The sequence below is a fragment of the Streptomyces sp. NPDC090798 genome (assembly GCF_044768965.1).
GTDB lineage: Bacteria > Actinomycetota > Actinomycetes > Streptomycetales > Streptomycetaceae > Streptomyces.
Window position 1 is genome coordinate 175076 of record NZ_JBIVXA010000010.1, and the last position, 15712, is coordinate 190787.

Consider the following 15712-nt stretch of genomic DNA (forward strand, 5'->3'; position numbering starts at 1 on the left):
TCGTCATGACCGCCACCCTCGTGAAAGAGGCGAGCCCTCCGGCCGTGAACATGGCCGACCGCAGACGGCGCGCCAGGCGCCGCGGCCGGATCGTCGCCCTGATCTTCGTCCTCCCCGCCCTGCTCCTGCTCGGCGCACTCGTCGTCTACCCCGTCGTCTTCTCCGTGGGCCGCAGCTTCTTCGACGCCTCCGGCAGCCGGTTCGTGGGCGGCGGCAACTACACCGAGATGTTCCGTGACCCGGCCACGCTCAAGGCCGTACGCAACAGCGCCATCTGGGTCGTCGTCGCGCCGACGCTGCTCACCGGGCTCGGCCTGGTGCTCGCCGTCCTGGTCGAGAAGATCCGCTGGGCCACCGCGTTCAAGCTGCTGCTGTTCATGCCCATGGCGGTCTCCTTCCTGGCCGCCGGCATCATCTTCCGGCTCGCGTACGACGAGGACCCCGACAAGGGTGTCCTGAACGCCGCCGTGGTCGGTGTCCACGACGCGTTCGAGGGAACCTCGTCCTATCCGACCGCCCGCGCCCGCGACGGCCGGGGCCTCACCAAGGGCGCCGACGGTTCGTACCGCACGACCGCCTCCGCCTCGCCCGGCCACACGGTCGGCCTCGGGCTCGTCGGCGTCCTCCCCAAGGACCTGCCGAAGGACGCGGAGCCCGCCTACGCGGCCGCAGGACAGAAGGCGGCCAGGGACGAGCTGCGCGGTGTCGTCTACCTGGACTTCACACCCGGCGGGGGAGGGAGACAGGGCCAGGTCGACCGCGGGGAGAGCGGGCTGCCCGGGATGAAGGTCGAGGCGGCGCGCGATGGGAAGACGGTCGCGAGTACGACCACCGCGGCCGACGGCTCCTTCCGCTTCGCCGGACTGGACACCGGCTCGTACACCGTGCGGCTGCCCGCGTCGAACTTCAGCCCGCCGTACGAGGGTGTGTCCTGGCTCGGTCCGGCACTGGTCACCCCGGCCATCATCGGCGCGTACCTGTGGATCTGGACCGGCTTCGCCATGGTGCTGATCGGCGCCGGACTCGCCGCCCTGCCGCGCGACGCGCTGGAGGCGGCCCGGATGGACGGCGCCAACGAGTGGCAGATCTTCCGCCGGATCACCGTGCCGCTGCTGGCACCCGTGCTCACCGTGGTCTTCGTCACGCTCGTGATCAACGTGATGAAGGTCTTCGACCTCGTCTACATCATCGCGCCCGGCCCCGTGCAGGAGGACGCCACCGTGCTCGCCACCCAGATGTGGCTGGTGTCCTTTGGCGGTGGCAACAACCAGGGCCTGGGCAGCGCGCTCGGTGTGCTCCTCCTGCTCCTGGTCGTCCCCGCGATGGTCTTCAACGTCCGCCGCTTCCGAAGGAGTCAACGATGAACGCGCTCAGGCGGGGGCTCGGCAACGGCCTGGTGCAGGCGTTCCTGGTGGTGGTCGGCCTGGTCTGGGTCACCCCGCTCGCAGGGCTCTTCCTCTCCTCGATGCGCTCGGCGCAGGACACCGCCAAGGGAGGCTGGTGGACGGCGCTGACCAGCCCCGGTCAGCTCTCCTTCGACAACTACTCCGCTCTCCTGGGCAATGCGGGGATGACACGGGCGTTCTGGAACACCGTGCTGATCTCCGTGCCGGCCACCGTCCTCGTCGTGGTGATCGCGGCGCTCGCCGGATACGCCTTCGCCTGGCTGGAGTTCCCCTTCCGGGACACGATCTTCCTTGTCGTGGTGGCGTTGTTGGTGGTTCCGGTTCAGATCGGGCTGCTGCCGGTCGCCAAACTCTTCGGTGCGCTGGGGCTGTTCGGCACGATTCCCGGTGTCGTGCTCTTCCACGTCTCCTACGGGCTGCCGTTCGCCATCTTCCTGCTGCGCAACTACTTCGCGGAGATGCCGAAGGAGATGCTGGAGGCCGCCCGGATGGACGGAGGCAGCGAGTGGCGCATCTTCACCCGGCTGGTGCTGCCGGTCGGACGTCCGGCCATCGCGAGCCTGGCCATCTTCCAGTTCCTGTGGGTGTGGAACGACATGCTGGTCGCCCTGCTGTTCGCCGACAGCTCCTCGCAGCCGTTGACAGTCGAACTCCAGTCCCAGATACGGCAGTTCGGCAGCAACATCGATGTGCTGGCGCCGGGGGCGTTTCTGTCGCTGATCGTTCCGGTGGCGGTGTTCTTCGCGTTCCAGCGGCACTTTGTGCAGGGGGTGATGGCCGGGTCGGTGAAGTGAGGGGCTTTCTCGCCCCCAGACCCCCGCCAAAAGACCGCGCGGTTCCCCGCGCCCCGTTTCAGGGGCGCGGGGAACCGCGCGAACGGGGCTCAGGCCGAAGCCGGCGGGTACAGCGAGCGGGGCAGTTGGGAGGCCGCCGCCGCGTCCAGGAGCCACAGGGTGCGGGAGCGGCCGTGGGCGCCGGCCGCCGGGGCCTGCACCTCGCCCGCGCCCGAGAGGGCGATCGCCGCGGCCTGCGCCTTGTCCTCGCCGGCCGCCAGCAGCCAGACCTCACGGGCGGAGCGGATCGCGGGCAGGGTGAGCGTGACCCGGGTCGGCGGGGGTTTGGGGGCGCCGTGCACGCCCACCACCGTCCGCTCCGTCTCACGGACCGCGGGCAGCTCCGGGAAGAGCGAGGCCACGTGGGTGTCCGGGCCGACGCCCAGCATCAGGACGTCGAACGTGGGCACGGACCCGTGGTTCTCGGGCCCCGCGGCCTTGGCGAGCTCCGCGGCGTACGCATCCGCCGCCGCGTCCACGTCGGCACCGTAGGGACCGTCGGACGCGGGCATCGGATGCACCCGCGCGGGGTCCACCGGCACCGAGTCCAGCAGCGCCGCACGGGCCTGGGTGTCGTTGCGGTCCCCATCGCCCTCGGGCAGGAACCGCTCGTCACCCCACCACAGGTCGATACGGCCCCAGTCGATGGCGTCCCGGGCGGGCGCGGCCGCGAGCGCCGCGAGGAGCCCGTTGCCGTTGCGCCCGCCGGTGAGGACCACCGAGGCGTAGCCGCGCGAAGCCTGCGCGTCCACGACCTTGGTGATCAGCCGGGCCGCGGCGGCCTGGGCCATCAGCTCCTTGTCGCGGTGCACGACGAGCTGCGGAGTGTTCACTTGGCGGCCGCCTTCTTCGCGGGGCGCTTCGCGGCGGCCTTCTTCGCGGGTTCCTTGGCGGCGGCGGTGTTGGCGGCCGCCTTCGCGGTGGCCGGCTCCTCCTCGACGGCCTCGGCCGCCGCCCCGTTCAGCCGGTCCACCCCGTACCGCAGCGCCGACGCGTAGGTGTCGTCCGGGTCGAGCCGGCGCAGCTCCTCCGCGATCAGCTCCGAGGTGTCTCGGCGCTTGAGCGCCACCGCACGGTCGGGCTGGCCCTCGATGGAGAGGGTCGCCAGGGTGCCGTCGGCGCGGTCCAGGGCGATCGGGCCGCAGCTCGTTTCCATGCGGACGGCGGTGAGGCCGGGGCCGGAGGACTTGGACCGCTTGACGGGGACGTCGAGCCGGTCCGCGAGCCACATGGCGAGCAGCTCCACGCTCGGGTTGAACTCCTCGCCCTCCACCTCGACCGCGTTCACGTCACAGATGACCTGGTCGAGGGCGGCGGCCAGCATCGAGCGCCAGGGCGTGATGCGGGTCCAGGAGAGGTCGGTGTCCCCGGGGGTGTAGGCGTCGGCGCGAGCGTTGAGCTCGCGTACGGGCGCCTCGGCGGCGTAGGTGTCGGTGACGCGGCGCTGGGCCAGCTTTCCGAGCGGATCGTTGGCCGGGTCGAGCGGCGCGCTCACCGGCCACCAGACGACGACCGGCGCGTCCGGCAGCAGCAGCGGCAGGACGACCGAGTCGGCGTGGTCGGCGACCTCGCCGTACAGCCGCAGCACGACCGTCTCGCCGGTGCCGGCGTCCGCGCCGACCCGCACCTCGGCGTCGATGCGGGACTTGGTGCGGTCGCGGGGCGAGCGGGAGACGCGCTTGATGACCACGAGGGTGCGCGAGGGGTGCTCTCGGGACGCCTCGTTGGCGGCCTTCAGGGCGTCGTAGGCGTTCTCCTCGTCGGTGACGATGACGAGGGTGAGCACCATGCCGACGGCGGGGGTGCCGATGGCGCGGCGGCCCTGCACCAGCGCCTTGTTGATCTTGCCGGCCGTGGTGTCCGTGAGGTCTATCTTCATGGGCGACGCCAGCTCCGTCCGTCTCGCTCGAGCATTTCGTCGGCCTCGACGGGGCCCCACGTGCCCGAGGGGTACTGCGCGGGCTTGCCGTGCTTGTCCCAGTACTGCTCGATCGGGTCGAGGATCTTCCAGGACAGCTCGACCTCCTCCGTACGCGGGAAGAGGTTCGAGTCGCCGAGCAGGACGTCCAGGATCAGTCGCTCGTACGCCTCCGGGCTGGACTCGGTGAACGACTCGCCGTAGGCGAAGTCCATCGAGACGTCCCGGATCTCCATGGAGGTGCCGGGTACCTTGGAGCCGAAGCGGACCGTGACGCCCTCATCGGGCTGGACGCGGAAGACGATCGCGTTCTGGCCCAGCTCCTCCGTCGCCGTGTGGTCGAAGGGGGAGTGCGGGGCGCGCTGGAAGACCACCGCGATCTCGGTGACGCGGCGGCCCAGCCGCTTGCCGGTGCGCAGATAGAAGGGGACCCCCGCCCAGCGGCGGTTGTCGACCTCCACCTTGATCGCGGCGTAGGTGTCGGTCTTCGACTTGGGGTCGATACCGTCTTCCTGGAGGTAGCCGACCGCCTTCTCGCCGCCCTGCCAGCCGGCCGCGTACTGCCCGCGGACGGTGTCGCGGCCCAGGTCCTTCGGGATCCGCACCGCGCTGAGCACCTTGGTCTTCTCGGCGGCGAGCGCGTCGGCGTCGAACGACGAGGGCTCCTCCATGGCCGTCAGGGCCATCAGCTGGAGCAGGTGGTTCTGGATGACGTCGCGGGCCGCGCCGATGCCGTCGTAGTAGCCCGCCCGGCCGCCGATGCCGATGTCCTCGGCCATGGTGATCTGCACGTGGTCGACGAAGGACCGGTTCCAGATCGGCTCGAACATCGTGTTGGCGAAGCGGAGCGCCAGGATGTTCTGGACGGTCTCCTTACCCAGGTAGTGGTCGATGCGGAAGACCTGGTCCGAGGAGAAGACCTCGTGCACGATCGCGTTGAGTTCCTCGGCCGACTTCAGGTCGTGGCCGAAGGGCTTCTCGATGACCGCGCGCCGCCAGGAGCCGTTCGACTGGTCGGCCAGGTGATGCTTCTTCAGCTGCTGGATGACCACCGGGAAGGCGGAGGGCGGCACGGAGAGGTAGAAGGCGAAGTTGCCGCCCGTGCCCTGTGCCTTGTCCAGCTCGTCGATCGTGGCGCGCAGCCGCTCGAACGAGTCGTCGTCGTCGAAGGTGCCCTGGACGAAGCGCATCCCCTGGATGAGCTGCTGCCAGACCTCCTCGCGGAACTCCGTACGGGCGTGTTCCTTGACGGCGTCGTGGACTACCTGGGCGAAGTCCTCGTTCTTCCACTCGCGGCGGGCGAAGCCGACGAGCGAGAAGCCCGGCGGCAGCAGCCCGCGGTTGGCGAGGTCGTACACGGCAGGCATCAGCTTTTTGCGTGACAAATCGCCCGTGACGCCGAAGATGACCAGGCCCGACGGCCCCGCGATACGCGGGAGCCGTCGGTCTGCGGGGTCACGCAGCGGGTTGCTGCTTGACAAGGTTTCAGCCCTCCGAAGGGGCGAGGCGCTTGAGCTCCGCCTCTGTGGACTTGAGCAGGTCGTTCCAGGACGCCGCGAACTTCTCGACGCCCTCGTCCTCCAGGAGCTGGACCACGTCGTCGTACGAGATCCCGAGCTTCTCGATCGCGTCGAGTTCGGCGCGGGACTGCTCGTACGTACCGGCGATGGTGTTGCCGGTGATGTCGCCGTGGTCCTCGGTGGCCTGCAGGGTGGCCTCCGGCATGGTGTTCACCGTGTTGGGCGCCACCAGCTCGTCGACGTACAGGGTGTCCTTGTACGCGGGGTCCTTGACGCCGGTCGACGCCCACAGCGGGCGCTGCTTGTTGGCCTGCGCCTTGTCGAGGGCGGCCCAGCGGTCGGAGGAGAAGACCTCCTCGTACGCCTGGTAGGCGAGCCGGGCGTTGGCGAGAGCCGCCTTGCCGCGGGCGGCCTTGGCCTCGGGGGTGCCCAGGGCGTCGAGCCGCTTGTCGATCTCGGTGTCCACACGGGACACGAAGAAGGACGCCACCGAGTGGATCTTGGAGAGGTCCAGGCCCGCGGCCTTCGCCTTCTCCAGACCCGCCAGGTAGGCGTCCATGACCTCGCGGTAGCGCTCCAGCGAGAAGATCAGCGTGACGTTGACGCTGATGCCCCTGCCGATGACCTCGGTGATCGCGGGCAGACCCGCCTTGGTGGCCGGGATCTTGATGAGCGTGTTCGGGCGGTCCACCAGCCAGGCCAGTTGCTTGGCCTCGGCGATGGTCGCGCCGGTGTTGTGGGCCAGGCGCGGGTCGACCTCGATGGAGACCCGGCCGTCCTGGCCCTGCGTCGCGTCGAAGACCGGGCGCAGGATGTCGGCGGCGTCACGGACGTCCGCCGTCGTGATCATGCGGATGGCCTCGTCGACGGTGACCTTGCGGGCGGCGAGATCGGCGAGCTGCTGCTCGTAGCCGTCGCCGCTGCTGATCGCCTTCTGGAAGATCGACGGGTTGGTGGTGACGCCCACGACGTGCTGCTGGTCGATCAGTTCGGCGAGATTGCCGGACGTGATCCGCTTGCGCGACAGGTCGTCCAGCCAGATCGCGACGCCTTCCTCGGAGAGGCGCTTGAGTGCGTCTGTCATGGAAATTGCATCTCCTACGTGTCGTATATCGGCGTCAGCGCTGGGCTGCGGCGATCGATTCCCGGGCGGCGTTGGCGACGTTCTCGGCAGTGAAGCCGAATTCACGGAAGAGGACCTTGCCGTCGGCCGAAGCACCGAAGTGTTCCAGCGAGACAATGCGTCCCGCGTCTCCGACGAACCGGTGCCAGGTCAGACCGATACCGGCCTCGATCGAGACGCGCGCCTTCACCGACGGCGGCAGGACGCTGTCCCGGTACCCCTGGTCCTGCTCCTCGAACCACTCCACGCACGGCATGGACACGACCCGCGTCGGGACGCCCGCGGCCTGGAGCTGCTCGCGCGCCTCCACCGCCACGTGGACCTCGGAACCGGTGGCGATGAGGATGACCTCCGGCTCCGCGCTCTGCCCGCCGGGCCCTTCGGCCTCGAAGCGGACGTAACCGCCCTTGACCGTGTTCTCGTCGGCCTCGTACGTCGGCACACCCTGACGGGTCAGCGCGAGGCCGTGCGGGGCGCCCTTGCCGAAGACCTTCGTGTAGCGCTTGAGGATCTCGCGCCAGGCGATCGCGGTCTCGTTGGCGTCCGCGGGACGGACGACGTTGAGGCCGGGGATGGCGCGCAGCGAGGCCAGGTGCTCCACCGGCTGGTGGGTCGGGCCGTCCTCACCGAGACCGATGGAGTCGTGCGTCCACACGTACGTCACCGGCAGGTGCATCAGCGCGGACAGACGCACGGCGTTGCGCATGTAGTCGGAGAACACCAGGAAGGTGCCGCCGTAGACACGGGTGTTGCCGTGCAGCGTGATGCCGTTCATCTCCGCGGCCATGGAGTGCTCGCGGATGCCGAAGTGGATCGTGCGGCCGTACGGGTTCGCGCCCGGCAGCGGGTTGTCGGCCGGCAGGAACGAGGAGTTCGGGTCGATCGTCGTGTTGTTCGAGCCCGCGAGGTCGGCGGAGCCGCCCCACAGTTCGGGGATGACCGCACCGAGAGCCTGCAGCACCTTGCCGGACGCGGCGCGGGTGGCGACACCCTTGCCCGCCTCGAACGCCGGGAGCTTCTCCTCCCAGCCGGCCGGCAGCTCGCACGCGGCGATCCGGTCGAACTCGGCGGCACGCTCGGGCTGAGCGGCGCGCCACTCCTGGAAGCCCTTCTCCCACTCGGCCTTCGCCTCACGGCCGCGGTCGAGAGCCTGGCGGGTGTGCGCGAGGACCTCGTCCGCGACCTCGAACGACTTCTCCGGGTCGAAGCCGAGAACGCGCTTGGTGGCCGCGACCTCGTCCTCGCCGAGCGCCGAGCCGTGCGCGGCCTCGGTGTTCTGCGCGTGCGGGGCGGGCCAGGCGATGATCGAGCGCATCGCGATGAACGACGGCTTGTCCGTCACCTTCTTCGCGGCCTCGATGGCGTTGTAGATGGCGTACGGGTCGAGGTCGCCGTCCGGCTTCGGGGCGACGCGCTGCACGTGCCAGCCGTACGCCTCGTACCGCTTGACGGTGTCCTCGGAGACCGCCGTCTCGGTGTCGCCCTCGATCGAGATGTGGTTGTCGTCCCACAGCAGGACGAGGTTGCCGAGCTTCTGATGACCGGCCAGGGAGGACGCCTCGTGCGAGATGCCCTCCTGGAGGCAGCCGTCACCGGCGATCGCGTAGATGAAGTGGTCGAAGGGGGACTCGCCCTGCGCAGCGTCCGGGTCGAACAGACCGCGCTCGTAGCGGGCCGCCATCGCCATGCCCACCGCGTTGGCGACACCCTGCCCGAGCGGGCCGGTCGTGGTCTCCACACCCGGGGTGTGCCCGTACTCGGGGTGGCCCGGCGTGCGGGAGCCCCACGTCCGGAAGGACTCCAGATCGTCCAGCTCCAGGCCGAACCCGGCCAGGTAGAGCTGCGTGTAGAGGGTCAGGGACGAGTGGCCCGCGGACAGCACGAAGCGGTCACGTCCGGTCCAGTCGGGATCCGCCGGGTCGTGCCGCATCACCTTCTGAAAGAGGGTGTACGCGGCAGGCGCCAGACTCATGGCCGTACCGGGATGGCCGTTTCCGACCTTCTGTACGGCATCGGCGGCCAGGACGCGGGCGGTGTCGACGGCCCGCTGGTCCAACTCGGTCCACTCGAGGTCTGTGGTGGTCGGCTTGGTGCTCACCCTGGGTCAGGGCTCCTCTCCACATGTCACGCATGTCGAATGCCGGTGCACTGGGCGCCCACCGGCCGTTGTCGAGCCTACCCCCGTAGGTACGTGCGTTTTTTCGAGTCATTCCAGACTGCCGGGACTCTCCGGGATCCGCCTCCCGACTGGTCCGTTCCGTGTTCGGCAAGTGAATACGGAGCCGCTCGGAAGAGTGCTCAATCGAGCTCCGTCACGCCCGTTGCGCAGGCCCTCTTCCGTCCCTGGTGCGGCCGCTCCCAACACGACCCCACCCCCGCGAAGGCCGAGGTATAGGCAACGTCTACAGTGGCGTGGTACGCGCGAGCCTTTACGGGGAGTTCACACCCCGGGGCTTGCTGGGATGTCTCTGTCAGGGGTGTGCGTGACGGCCGTCGAATCCCGTCCAGCGGGGGTGCTCGGGACGAGCAGCAGCCCAAGCCACCGGCCGTTCGGGGCCCGTGTCAAGGCGTTCGTGGCGCTGACCAAGCCACGAATCATCGAACTGCTGCTGATCACCACCGTTCCGGTGATGTTCCTGGCCCAGCAGGGGGTACCCGACCTCAAGCTGGTCCTGCTCACCTGCCTCGGCGGTTTTCTGTCGGCGGGCGGCGCCAACGCGCTGAACATGTACATCGACCGCGACATCGACGCCCTGATGGAGCGGACCTCGCAGCGCCCGCTGGTCACCGGCATGGTCAGCCCGCGCGAGTGCCTGGCCTTCGGGATCACGCTGGCGGTCGTCTCGACCCTGCTGTTCGGGCTGACCGTCAACTGGCTGTCCGCCTGGCTGTCACTCGGAGCGCTCCTTTTCTACGTCGTCGTTTACACGATGATCCTCAAGCGGCGCACCTCCCAGAACATCGTCTGGGGTGGCATCGCCGGCTGCCTCCCGGTGCTCATCGGCTGGTCGTCCGTCACCGACTCCATGTCGTGGGCGCCGGTCATCCTCTTCCTCGTCATGTTCTTCTGGACGCCGCCGCACTACTGGCCGCTGTCCATGAAGGTGAAGGACGACTACGCGCGCGTGGGCGTGCCGATGCTCCCGGTCGTCGCCTCCAACAAGGTGGTCGCCCGCCAGATCGTCATCTACAGCTGGGTGATGGTCGCGGTCTCGCTGCTACTCACCCCGCTCGGCTACACGGGCTGGTTCTACACCCTGGTCGCGCTCGGCGCGGGCGGGTTCTGGCTGTGGGAGGCGCACGGTCTGCAGAACCGCGCCAAGGCCGAGGTGACCGGCGGGAAGCTCAAGGAGATGCGGCTGTTCCACTGGTCCATCACCTATGTGTCGCTCCTGTTCGTGGCGGTCGCGGTGGACCCCTTCCTGCGCTAGGTCCTGTCGGGCCGTTCCGGCGGATTCCTCACGGGCGGGGTACGTGGTCCAAGCCACGTACCCCGCCCGTCGCCGTTTGATCTACCCGTCGGTAGCATCCTGGTCATGGCAGACACGCAGCAGGTTGACGAGACCACCGGCGCCGCCCAGGACGTCAAGGCCGAGCGCAAGGCGGCCAAGCTCGCCCAGCGGATCAACGCCTTCGCCAAGGAGCACGGCGGGACCGAGGGGCACGTCGAGTACATCGGACAGCGCGGCGCCCGGATCGTCCTCGTCGGCGCGGACGGTGCCTGGGGGGACGTGGTGGCGCCCACCTACACGATTGCCGAAGAGGCCGTGAAGAAGGCCGGGATCACTGTTCACGAGACGTTCGACGGTGAGTTCGCGGCGAAGGTCAGGACGGGGCCGTACGAGTGGAAGAGGATGGCGGGGATCCAGCTCGGGGCGCCGAGTAACGGCTGACAGTATCTGTTATCTGTCACCTGATAGTTGATATCCGTCATCCGATATCTGTCATCCGATATCCGTCAGCTGGTGTACGGCTTGCGCTTCACCAACACCTGACGCCCGCCTCACCCGTTAGGACCTGAAGAACGCAACGGTCCAGTCGCGGGGAGTCCGGATGATCGAAACGCCGTCCCTGGTGGACCAGTACTGCCACGGCGTACTGAGGACAGAGCTGGGCCTCGGCACCTTCGAGGCCCACCTCGCCAGAACCGAGGGCCCCCCGGCCCCCGGCACCACCTTCTTCGACACCCAGACCGGCTTCGCGGTACGCCGTTGGTGCCCGCCCCTGCTCGGCCTGGAACCGCACTGTCCGCCCGCCCGCTATCTGGCCAGGCGCCGCGAACTAGGCGTCCTGGAGTCGGGGCGCAGACTCCTGCGCGGCAGCGGCATCACGACGTACCTCGTCGACACGGGGCTGCCCGGGGACCTGACGGGACCGGGCGAGATGGCCTCGACCGGCGCGGCCCACGCCCATGAGATCGTCCGCCTGGAGCTGCTGGCGGAACAGGTCGCGGACACCTCGGGCACCGTCGAGTCCTTCCTCGCCAATCTCGCCGAGTCCGTCCACGGAGCCGCCGCGAACGCCGTCGCCTTCACGTCGGTCGCGGGGGGACGGCACGGTCTGGCGCTCGCGCCCGAGCCGCCAGGACCGGGAGAGGTACGGGGCGCGGCGGGCCGCTGGCTCGCGGGCCGCCGGGTGGGCGGGGCGCTGAGCGACCCGGTCCTGCTGCGCCACCTCCTGTGGATCGCGGTCGCCTCGGGGCTGCCCCTCCAACTCCACGCCGGTCTGGGCGAACCCGGTCTGCGCATCGACCGCACCGACCCCGTCCTGCTCACCGACTTCGCCCGTGCCACGGCCGGGCTCGGCACGGATCTCGTCCTTCTGCACGGCTACCCGTACCACCGCCACGCGGCGCACCTCGCCGGGGTCTTCCCGCACGTCTACGCCGACCTGGGTGCCGCGCTGGTGCGTACGGGAGCCAGGGCGGCGGCCGTCCTCTCCGAGATCCTGGAGCTGGCCCCCTTCGGCAAGCTCCTGTTCTCCAGCGGGGCACACGGCCTGCCCGAACTGCACGTCGTCGGCGCGCGCCTGTTCCGCGAGGCGCTCTCCCGGGTGCTGGGCACCTGGGTCGCCGAGGGCGCCTGGTCGCTGGTGGACGCGCAACGGGTGGCGGGACTGATCGCGGCGGGGAACGCGCGGCGGGTGTACGGGGTGGAGTGAGCCTACGCGCGCGTGAGCGCCGATTCCGCGGCTGGCCCCGGCAGTTCCGCCGCGGCCCCAGGGCGTTCGCGCAGCGACAGCAGGACCCGCAGGACGCCGATCCACACCAGGCAGGAGCCGAACATGTGGAGGCCGACCAGGGCCTCGGGGAGGTCCGTGAAGTACTGGACGTAGCCGATGACGCCCTGGCCCAGCAGGATCAGGAACAGTTCACGCGTGCGGTCGAGCGGACCCTTGGGGGCGTCGACGGCCTTGAGGACGAACCACAGGGCGAAGGTCAGCGTGACCACGATCCAGGCCAGCACGGCGTGCAGCTTGGCGACGGTCTCCCAGTTCACGGCCATGCGTTCGACCTCGCTGGAGTCGCCCGCGTGCGGACCCGCGCCGGTGACCACCGTGCCGACCGCGATCAGCAGGACGGCGGCGGCGACCAGGCACCACACGAGCTGCTGCACCGCCTTGCCGACCAGCGGGCGCGGTTCGGCGGAGCCCTCGCGTGTGCGCTGCCACATCACCGTGGCCACCGTGATGAGCGCCGCGGAGAGCAGGAAGTGGGCGGCGACCGTGTAGGGGTTGAGGCCGACCAGGACGACGATGCCGCCCAGGATCGCGTTGCTCATGACGATCCAGAACTGCGCCCAGCCGAGCCGGGTGAGGTCGCGCCGCCACGGCTTCTCGGAGCGCGCGGCGATGATCGCCCAGCCGACCGCCGCGCACAGCACGTAGGTCAGCATGCGGTTGGTGAACTCGATGACTCCGTGGAAGCCCATCGCGCTCGTCGTGGTGAGCGAGTCGTCGGTGCACTTGGGCCAGGTCGGGCAGCCGAGGCCCGAGCCGGTCAGTCGTACGGCGCCGCCGGTGACCACGATGACCACCGACATGACGAGCGCGGCGAGGGCCGCTCGTCGCACCGTCCGGGAGGTCGGGGTCCAGCGTTCGGCGATGAGGGCGAGCGGGTTGCGCGCGAAGGCTACGGCGTCGGCTCGGGTCACGTTTGGCACGCGTCCCATCGTAGGCGGCCGCTTGTGCACGCCTTCACGAGGCCCCCGCACCTACGCAAATCGCCACCTCGGCGCGGCTCGGAGGCCTGCGCACCCGGAGTTGTTCCCAGCGGGGGGACACCTTGGGACGTTGCCCCGGGAGTTACTCCCAGCGGAAGAACCTGCCCGCCGCTCCCAGGCCCACGACCGCCCACACGGCCAGGATCCCGAGGTCGCCCCACGGCATGCCCGCCCCGTGCTCGAGCACGTCCCGCAGCCCGTCCGAGAGCGCCGAGATCGGCAGCAGACCGAGTGCGTCCTGGGCGCCCGCCGGGAACTTGTCCATCGGGACGATCACGCCGCCGCCCACGAGGAGCAGCAGGAAGACCAGGTTCGCGGCGGCGAGCGTCGCCTCCGCCTTCAGCGTGCCGGCCATCAGCAGGCCCAGGCCCGAGAAGGCGGCCGTGCCCAGGATCAGCAGGAGCAGGACGGCGAGCGGGTTGCCGTGCGGCGACCAGCCGAGCGAGAAGGCGATCACCGTCAGCAGGACGACCTGGAGGACCTCCGTGACCAGGACGGACGCCGTCTTCGCGGTCATCAGGCCCCAGCGGGGCAGCGGGGAGGCGGCGAGCCGCTTCAGGACCCCGTAGCGCCGCTCGAAGCCGGTGGCGATGGCCTGCCCGGTGAACGCCGTCGACATCACGGCGAGCGCCAGGATGCCGGGGGCCAGGAAGTCGACCGACTTGCCCTTGCCGGTGTCGATGATGTCGACCGAGCTGAACAGGACCAGCAGGAGCGTGGGGATGATCACCGTGAGGAGGAGCTGCTCTCCGTTGCGGAGCAGCATCCTCGTCTCGAGCGCGGCCTGCGCGCCGATCATCCGGGGCAGCGGGGCCGCCCCCGGCCTCGGGGTGTAGGTACCGGCGGTGGTCACGAACGCAGCTCCTTGCCGGTCAGTTCCAAGAACACGTCTTCCAGGGTGTGGCGTTCGACGGAGATCTTCTCCGGCATCACACCGTGCTGCGCGCACCAGGACGTGACGGTGGCCAGCAGCTGCGGGTCGACCTTGCCGCCCACCCGGTACGAGCCGGGCGTCAGCTCCGCGGCCGTGCAGTCGGCCGGCAGGGCCTTCAGCAGGGAGCCGACGTCGAGCCCCGGGCGGCCGGTGAACCGCAGGGTGTTCTCGGCGCCGCCGCGGCACAGCTCCTCGGGGGAGCCCTGCGCGATGACCCTGCCCGCGTCGATGATCGTGACGTCGTCGGCGAGCTGCTCGGCCTCGTCCATGTAGTGCGTGGTGAGGACGACCGAGACGCCGTCGGCGCGCAGGTCGCGGACAAGGTCCCAGGTCGCGCGGCGGGCCTGCGGGTCGAGGCCCGCGGTCGGCTCGTCGAGGAAGACCAGTTCGGGGCGGCCGACCACGGCCATCGCGAGCGCGAGACGCTGCTGCTGGCCGCCCGAGAGCCGCCGGTAGGTCGTGCGGCCGCAGCTGTCGAGGCCGAGCCGTTCGATGAGCGCGTCCACGTCCAGCGGGTGGGCGTGCAGCTTCGCCACATGGCGGAGCATCTCGTCGGCGCGGGCACCGGAGTAGACCCCGCCGGACTGGAGCATCACGCCGATGCGGGAGCGCAGTTCCCCGGACTGTCTCACCGGGTCGAGGCCCAGGACGCGTACCGTGCCGGAATCCGGCTTCCGGTACCCCTCGCAGGTCTCGACCGTGGTCGTCTTGCCCGCCCCGTTGGGGCCCAGTACTGCGGTGATGCCCGCCTCGGCCACCAGGTCGAGGCCGTCCACCGCGGTCTTGTCGCCGTACCGCTTCACCAGGGCCTGGACCTGGACCACGGGCTCGCTTCGCATGAGGCGCAAGTCTAGGGAGCCGGTCGGGTGATCGGGTGGGCGGGGTTCAGGAGGAGGCCCTGGGCATGACCCATTCCTCGCGGGGGCGGTGCGGCGCCGGCCAGCGCTCCGCGTACGCCACCGCGTCGGCCACCGGGAACAGGCGTACGTCGGCCGCGCCCACCCGGCCCCGTACGACGGGACGGTCCCGTTCGAAGTCGGAGCCCAGTTCGTCGAAGCGGTCGGAGTCGACGGAGACCTCCGTGACGACCTCCCAGCGGGTCGCCCCCTGCGGGGCGCGCACCGGGCGTCCCACCTCGACGCGCGGGGACGGTATGCGGTATTCGGCGAGGTGGAAGCTGGTGCACGTGTCGTAGCCCGCGCCGAGCAGGAGCACCCGGGCGCCGAGGGCCTCCAGGCGGCCAGCGGACTGCTCCCCCACTGCCTTAAGGGCGTGGGGCGACCCCCAGCCGAGCCGGCAGTCGGGGGCGTGCCCCTCGACGACCGACCCGTGGCTGGGCGTCACGAGGGGGTCGTACGCGGGCATCGTCGCCCGAATGGGCGACCACCACTCCTCGGGTACGGGCGGATTGCTTCACAGCGCGGGGTCGGAGAGGTCCCCGGACTGGGTGGGACCAGCAGGGTGTCGTCGGGACCGAGGGCGTCGAGCAGTCCCTGGACGACGGCGACGGCGCCGCCGTCGACCCAGCCGAGGGAGCTCGGGGAGGAGTGCGCGAGAAGCGCTTCTCCGGGCTGGACGCCCAGCTCCAGAAGCTGTGCGGCGAGGGCGTCCCGAGTGACGAGTGGGCCGGTCGGAGGGGGTGCCGACATGGTTGCCGAGTCTTGCGGAGAGCCGGTCCCGAAGCCAGTGAATTGATCGATCAAAGATCGTTTCCGCAGGTCACCTTAGGTATACCTAAGTGATGCAGCGCACCGCCC

13 protein-coding genes and 1 pseudogene are annotated in these 15712 nt (G+C 70.0%); 5 read left to right on the forward strand and 9 right to left on the reverse strand.

The window, feature by feature from the left end; genetic code table 11:
• The first annotated feature begins 5 nt into the window (after positions 1-5).
• Both ACIQTP_RS22910 and ACIQTP_RS22915 read left to right on the forward strand, forming a co-directional pair.
• Positions 6-1364, forward strand: a complete 1359-nt coding sequence (locus ACIQTP_RS22910; protein WP_403402331.1) for an ABC transporter permease subunit — start codon at positions 6-8, stop codon at positions 1362-1364.
• On the forward strand, positions 1361-2200 hold the full coding sequence (locus ACIQTP_RS22915) for a carbohydrate ABC transporter permease (protein ID WP_402043230.1): 840 nt from the start codon (positions 1361-1363) through the stop codon (positions 2198-2200). Before ACIQTP_RS22910 ends, ACIQTP_RS22915 begins: the two co-directional genes overlap by 4 nt.
• Before the next feature lie 89 nt (positions 2201-2289).
• On the opposite strand, the gene pgl is transcribed toward ACIQTP_RS22915, so the two are convergent.
• The 5 genes from pgl to tkt are packed head-to-tail and all read right to left on the reverse strand — an operon-like array spanning position 2290 to position 8898.
• The gene (gene pgl, locus ACIQTP_RS22920) at positions 2290-3072 is read right to left on the reverse strand and encodes a 6-phosphogluconolactonase (RefSeq protein WP_402043227.1); all 783 of its coding nucleotides are present in this window, start codon (positions 3070-3072) and stop codon (positions 2290-2292) included.
• Positions 3069-4118, reverse strand: a complete 1050-nt coding sequence (gene opcA, locus ACIQTP_RS22925; protein ID WP_403402335.1) for a glucose-6-phosphate dehydrogenase assembly protein OpcA — start codon at positions 4116-4118, stop codon at positions 3069-3071. Before opcA ends, pgl begins: the two co-directional genes overlap by 4 nt.
• Positions 4115-5638, reverse strand: a complete 1524-nt coding sequence (gene zwf / locus ACIQTP_RS22930) for a glucose-6-phosphate dehydrogenase (protein WP_403402338.1) — start codon at positions 5636-5638, stop codon at positions 4115-4117. Before zwf ends, opcA begins: the two co-directional genes overlap by 4 nt.
• A 4-nt stretch (positions 5639-5642) precedes the next feature.
• Positions 5643-6761, reverse strand: coding sequence for a transaldolase (gene tal / locus ACIQTP_RS22935; protein WP_403402339.1), 1119 nt, complete (start codon positions 6759-6761; stop codon positions 5643-5645).
• A gap of 34 nt (positions 6762-6795) precedes the next feature.
• Positions 6796-8898 (reverse strand): transketolase, encoded by a 2103-nt coding sequence (tkt, locus tag ACIQTP_RS22940; RefSeq protein ID WP_403402342.1) that lies wholly within the window; start codon positions 8896-8898, stop codon positions 6796-6798.
• 379 nt (positions 8899-9277) lie between these two features.
• On the opposite strand from tkt, the gene ACIQTP_RS22945 reads away from it, so the two are divergent.
• The 3 genes from ACIQTP_RS22945 (at position 9278) to ACIQTP_RS22955 (ending at position 11960) form a co-directional block, all read left to right on the forward strand.
• Positions 9278-10231 (forward strand): heme o synthase, encoded by a 954-nt coding sequence (locus ACIQTP_RS22945; RefSeq protein WP_402043631.1) that lies wholly within the window; start codon positions 9278-9280, stop codon positions 10229-10231.
• 105 nt (positions 10232-10336) lie between these two features.
• Entirely contained in the window at positions 10337-10693 is a 357-nt protein-coding gene (locus tag ACIQTP_RS22950; RefSeq protein WP_402043215.1) for a hypothetical protein, read from the forward strand.
• Positions 10694-10853: 160 nt separating this feature from the next.
• Positions 10854-11960, forward strand: coding sequence for an amidohydrolase family protein (locus tag ACIQTP_RS22955; RefSeq protein ID WP_403402345.1), 1107 nt, complete (start codon positions 10854-10856; stop codon positions 11958-11960).
• A gap of 2 nt (positions 11961-11962) precedes the next feature.
• On the opposite strand, the gene ACIQTP_RS22960 is transcribed toward ACIQTP_RS22955, so the two are convergent.
• The 4 genes and pseudogenes from ACIQTP_RS22960 to ACIQTP_RS22975 all read right to left on the reverse strand — a co-directional run bounded on the left by ACIQTP_RS22960 (position 11963) and on the right by ACIQTP_RS22975 (position 15604).
• Positions 11963-12970: a heme A synthase gene (locus ACIQTP_RS22960; protein ID WP_403402348.1), complete on the reverse strand. Its 1008-nt coding sequence runs from the start codon at positions 12968-12970 to the stop codon at positions 11963-11965.
• Positions 12971-13103: 133 nt separating this feature from the next.
• Positions 13104-13820 (reverse strand): ABC transporter permease, encoded by a 717-nt coding sequence (locus tag ACIQTP_RS22965; protein ID WP_403402749.1) that lies wholly within the window; start codon positions 13818-13820, stop codon positions 13104-13106.
• A 50-nt stretch (positions 13821-13870) separates the two neighbouring features.
• Positions 13871-14794: an ABC transporter ATP-binding protein gene (locus ACIQTP_RS22970; RefSeq protein WP_403402351.1), complete on the reverse strand. Its 924-nt coding sequence runs from the start codon at positions 14792-14794 to the stop codon at positions 13871-13873.
• A 46-nt stretch (positions 14795-14840) separates the two neighbouring features.
• A pseudogene (locus ACIQTP_RS22975) lies at positions 14841-15604 on the reverse strand (aminoglycoside N(3)-acetyltransferase).
• Positions 15605-15712: the final 108 nt, after the last annotated feature.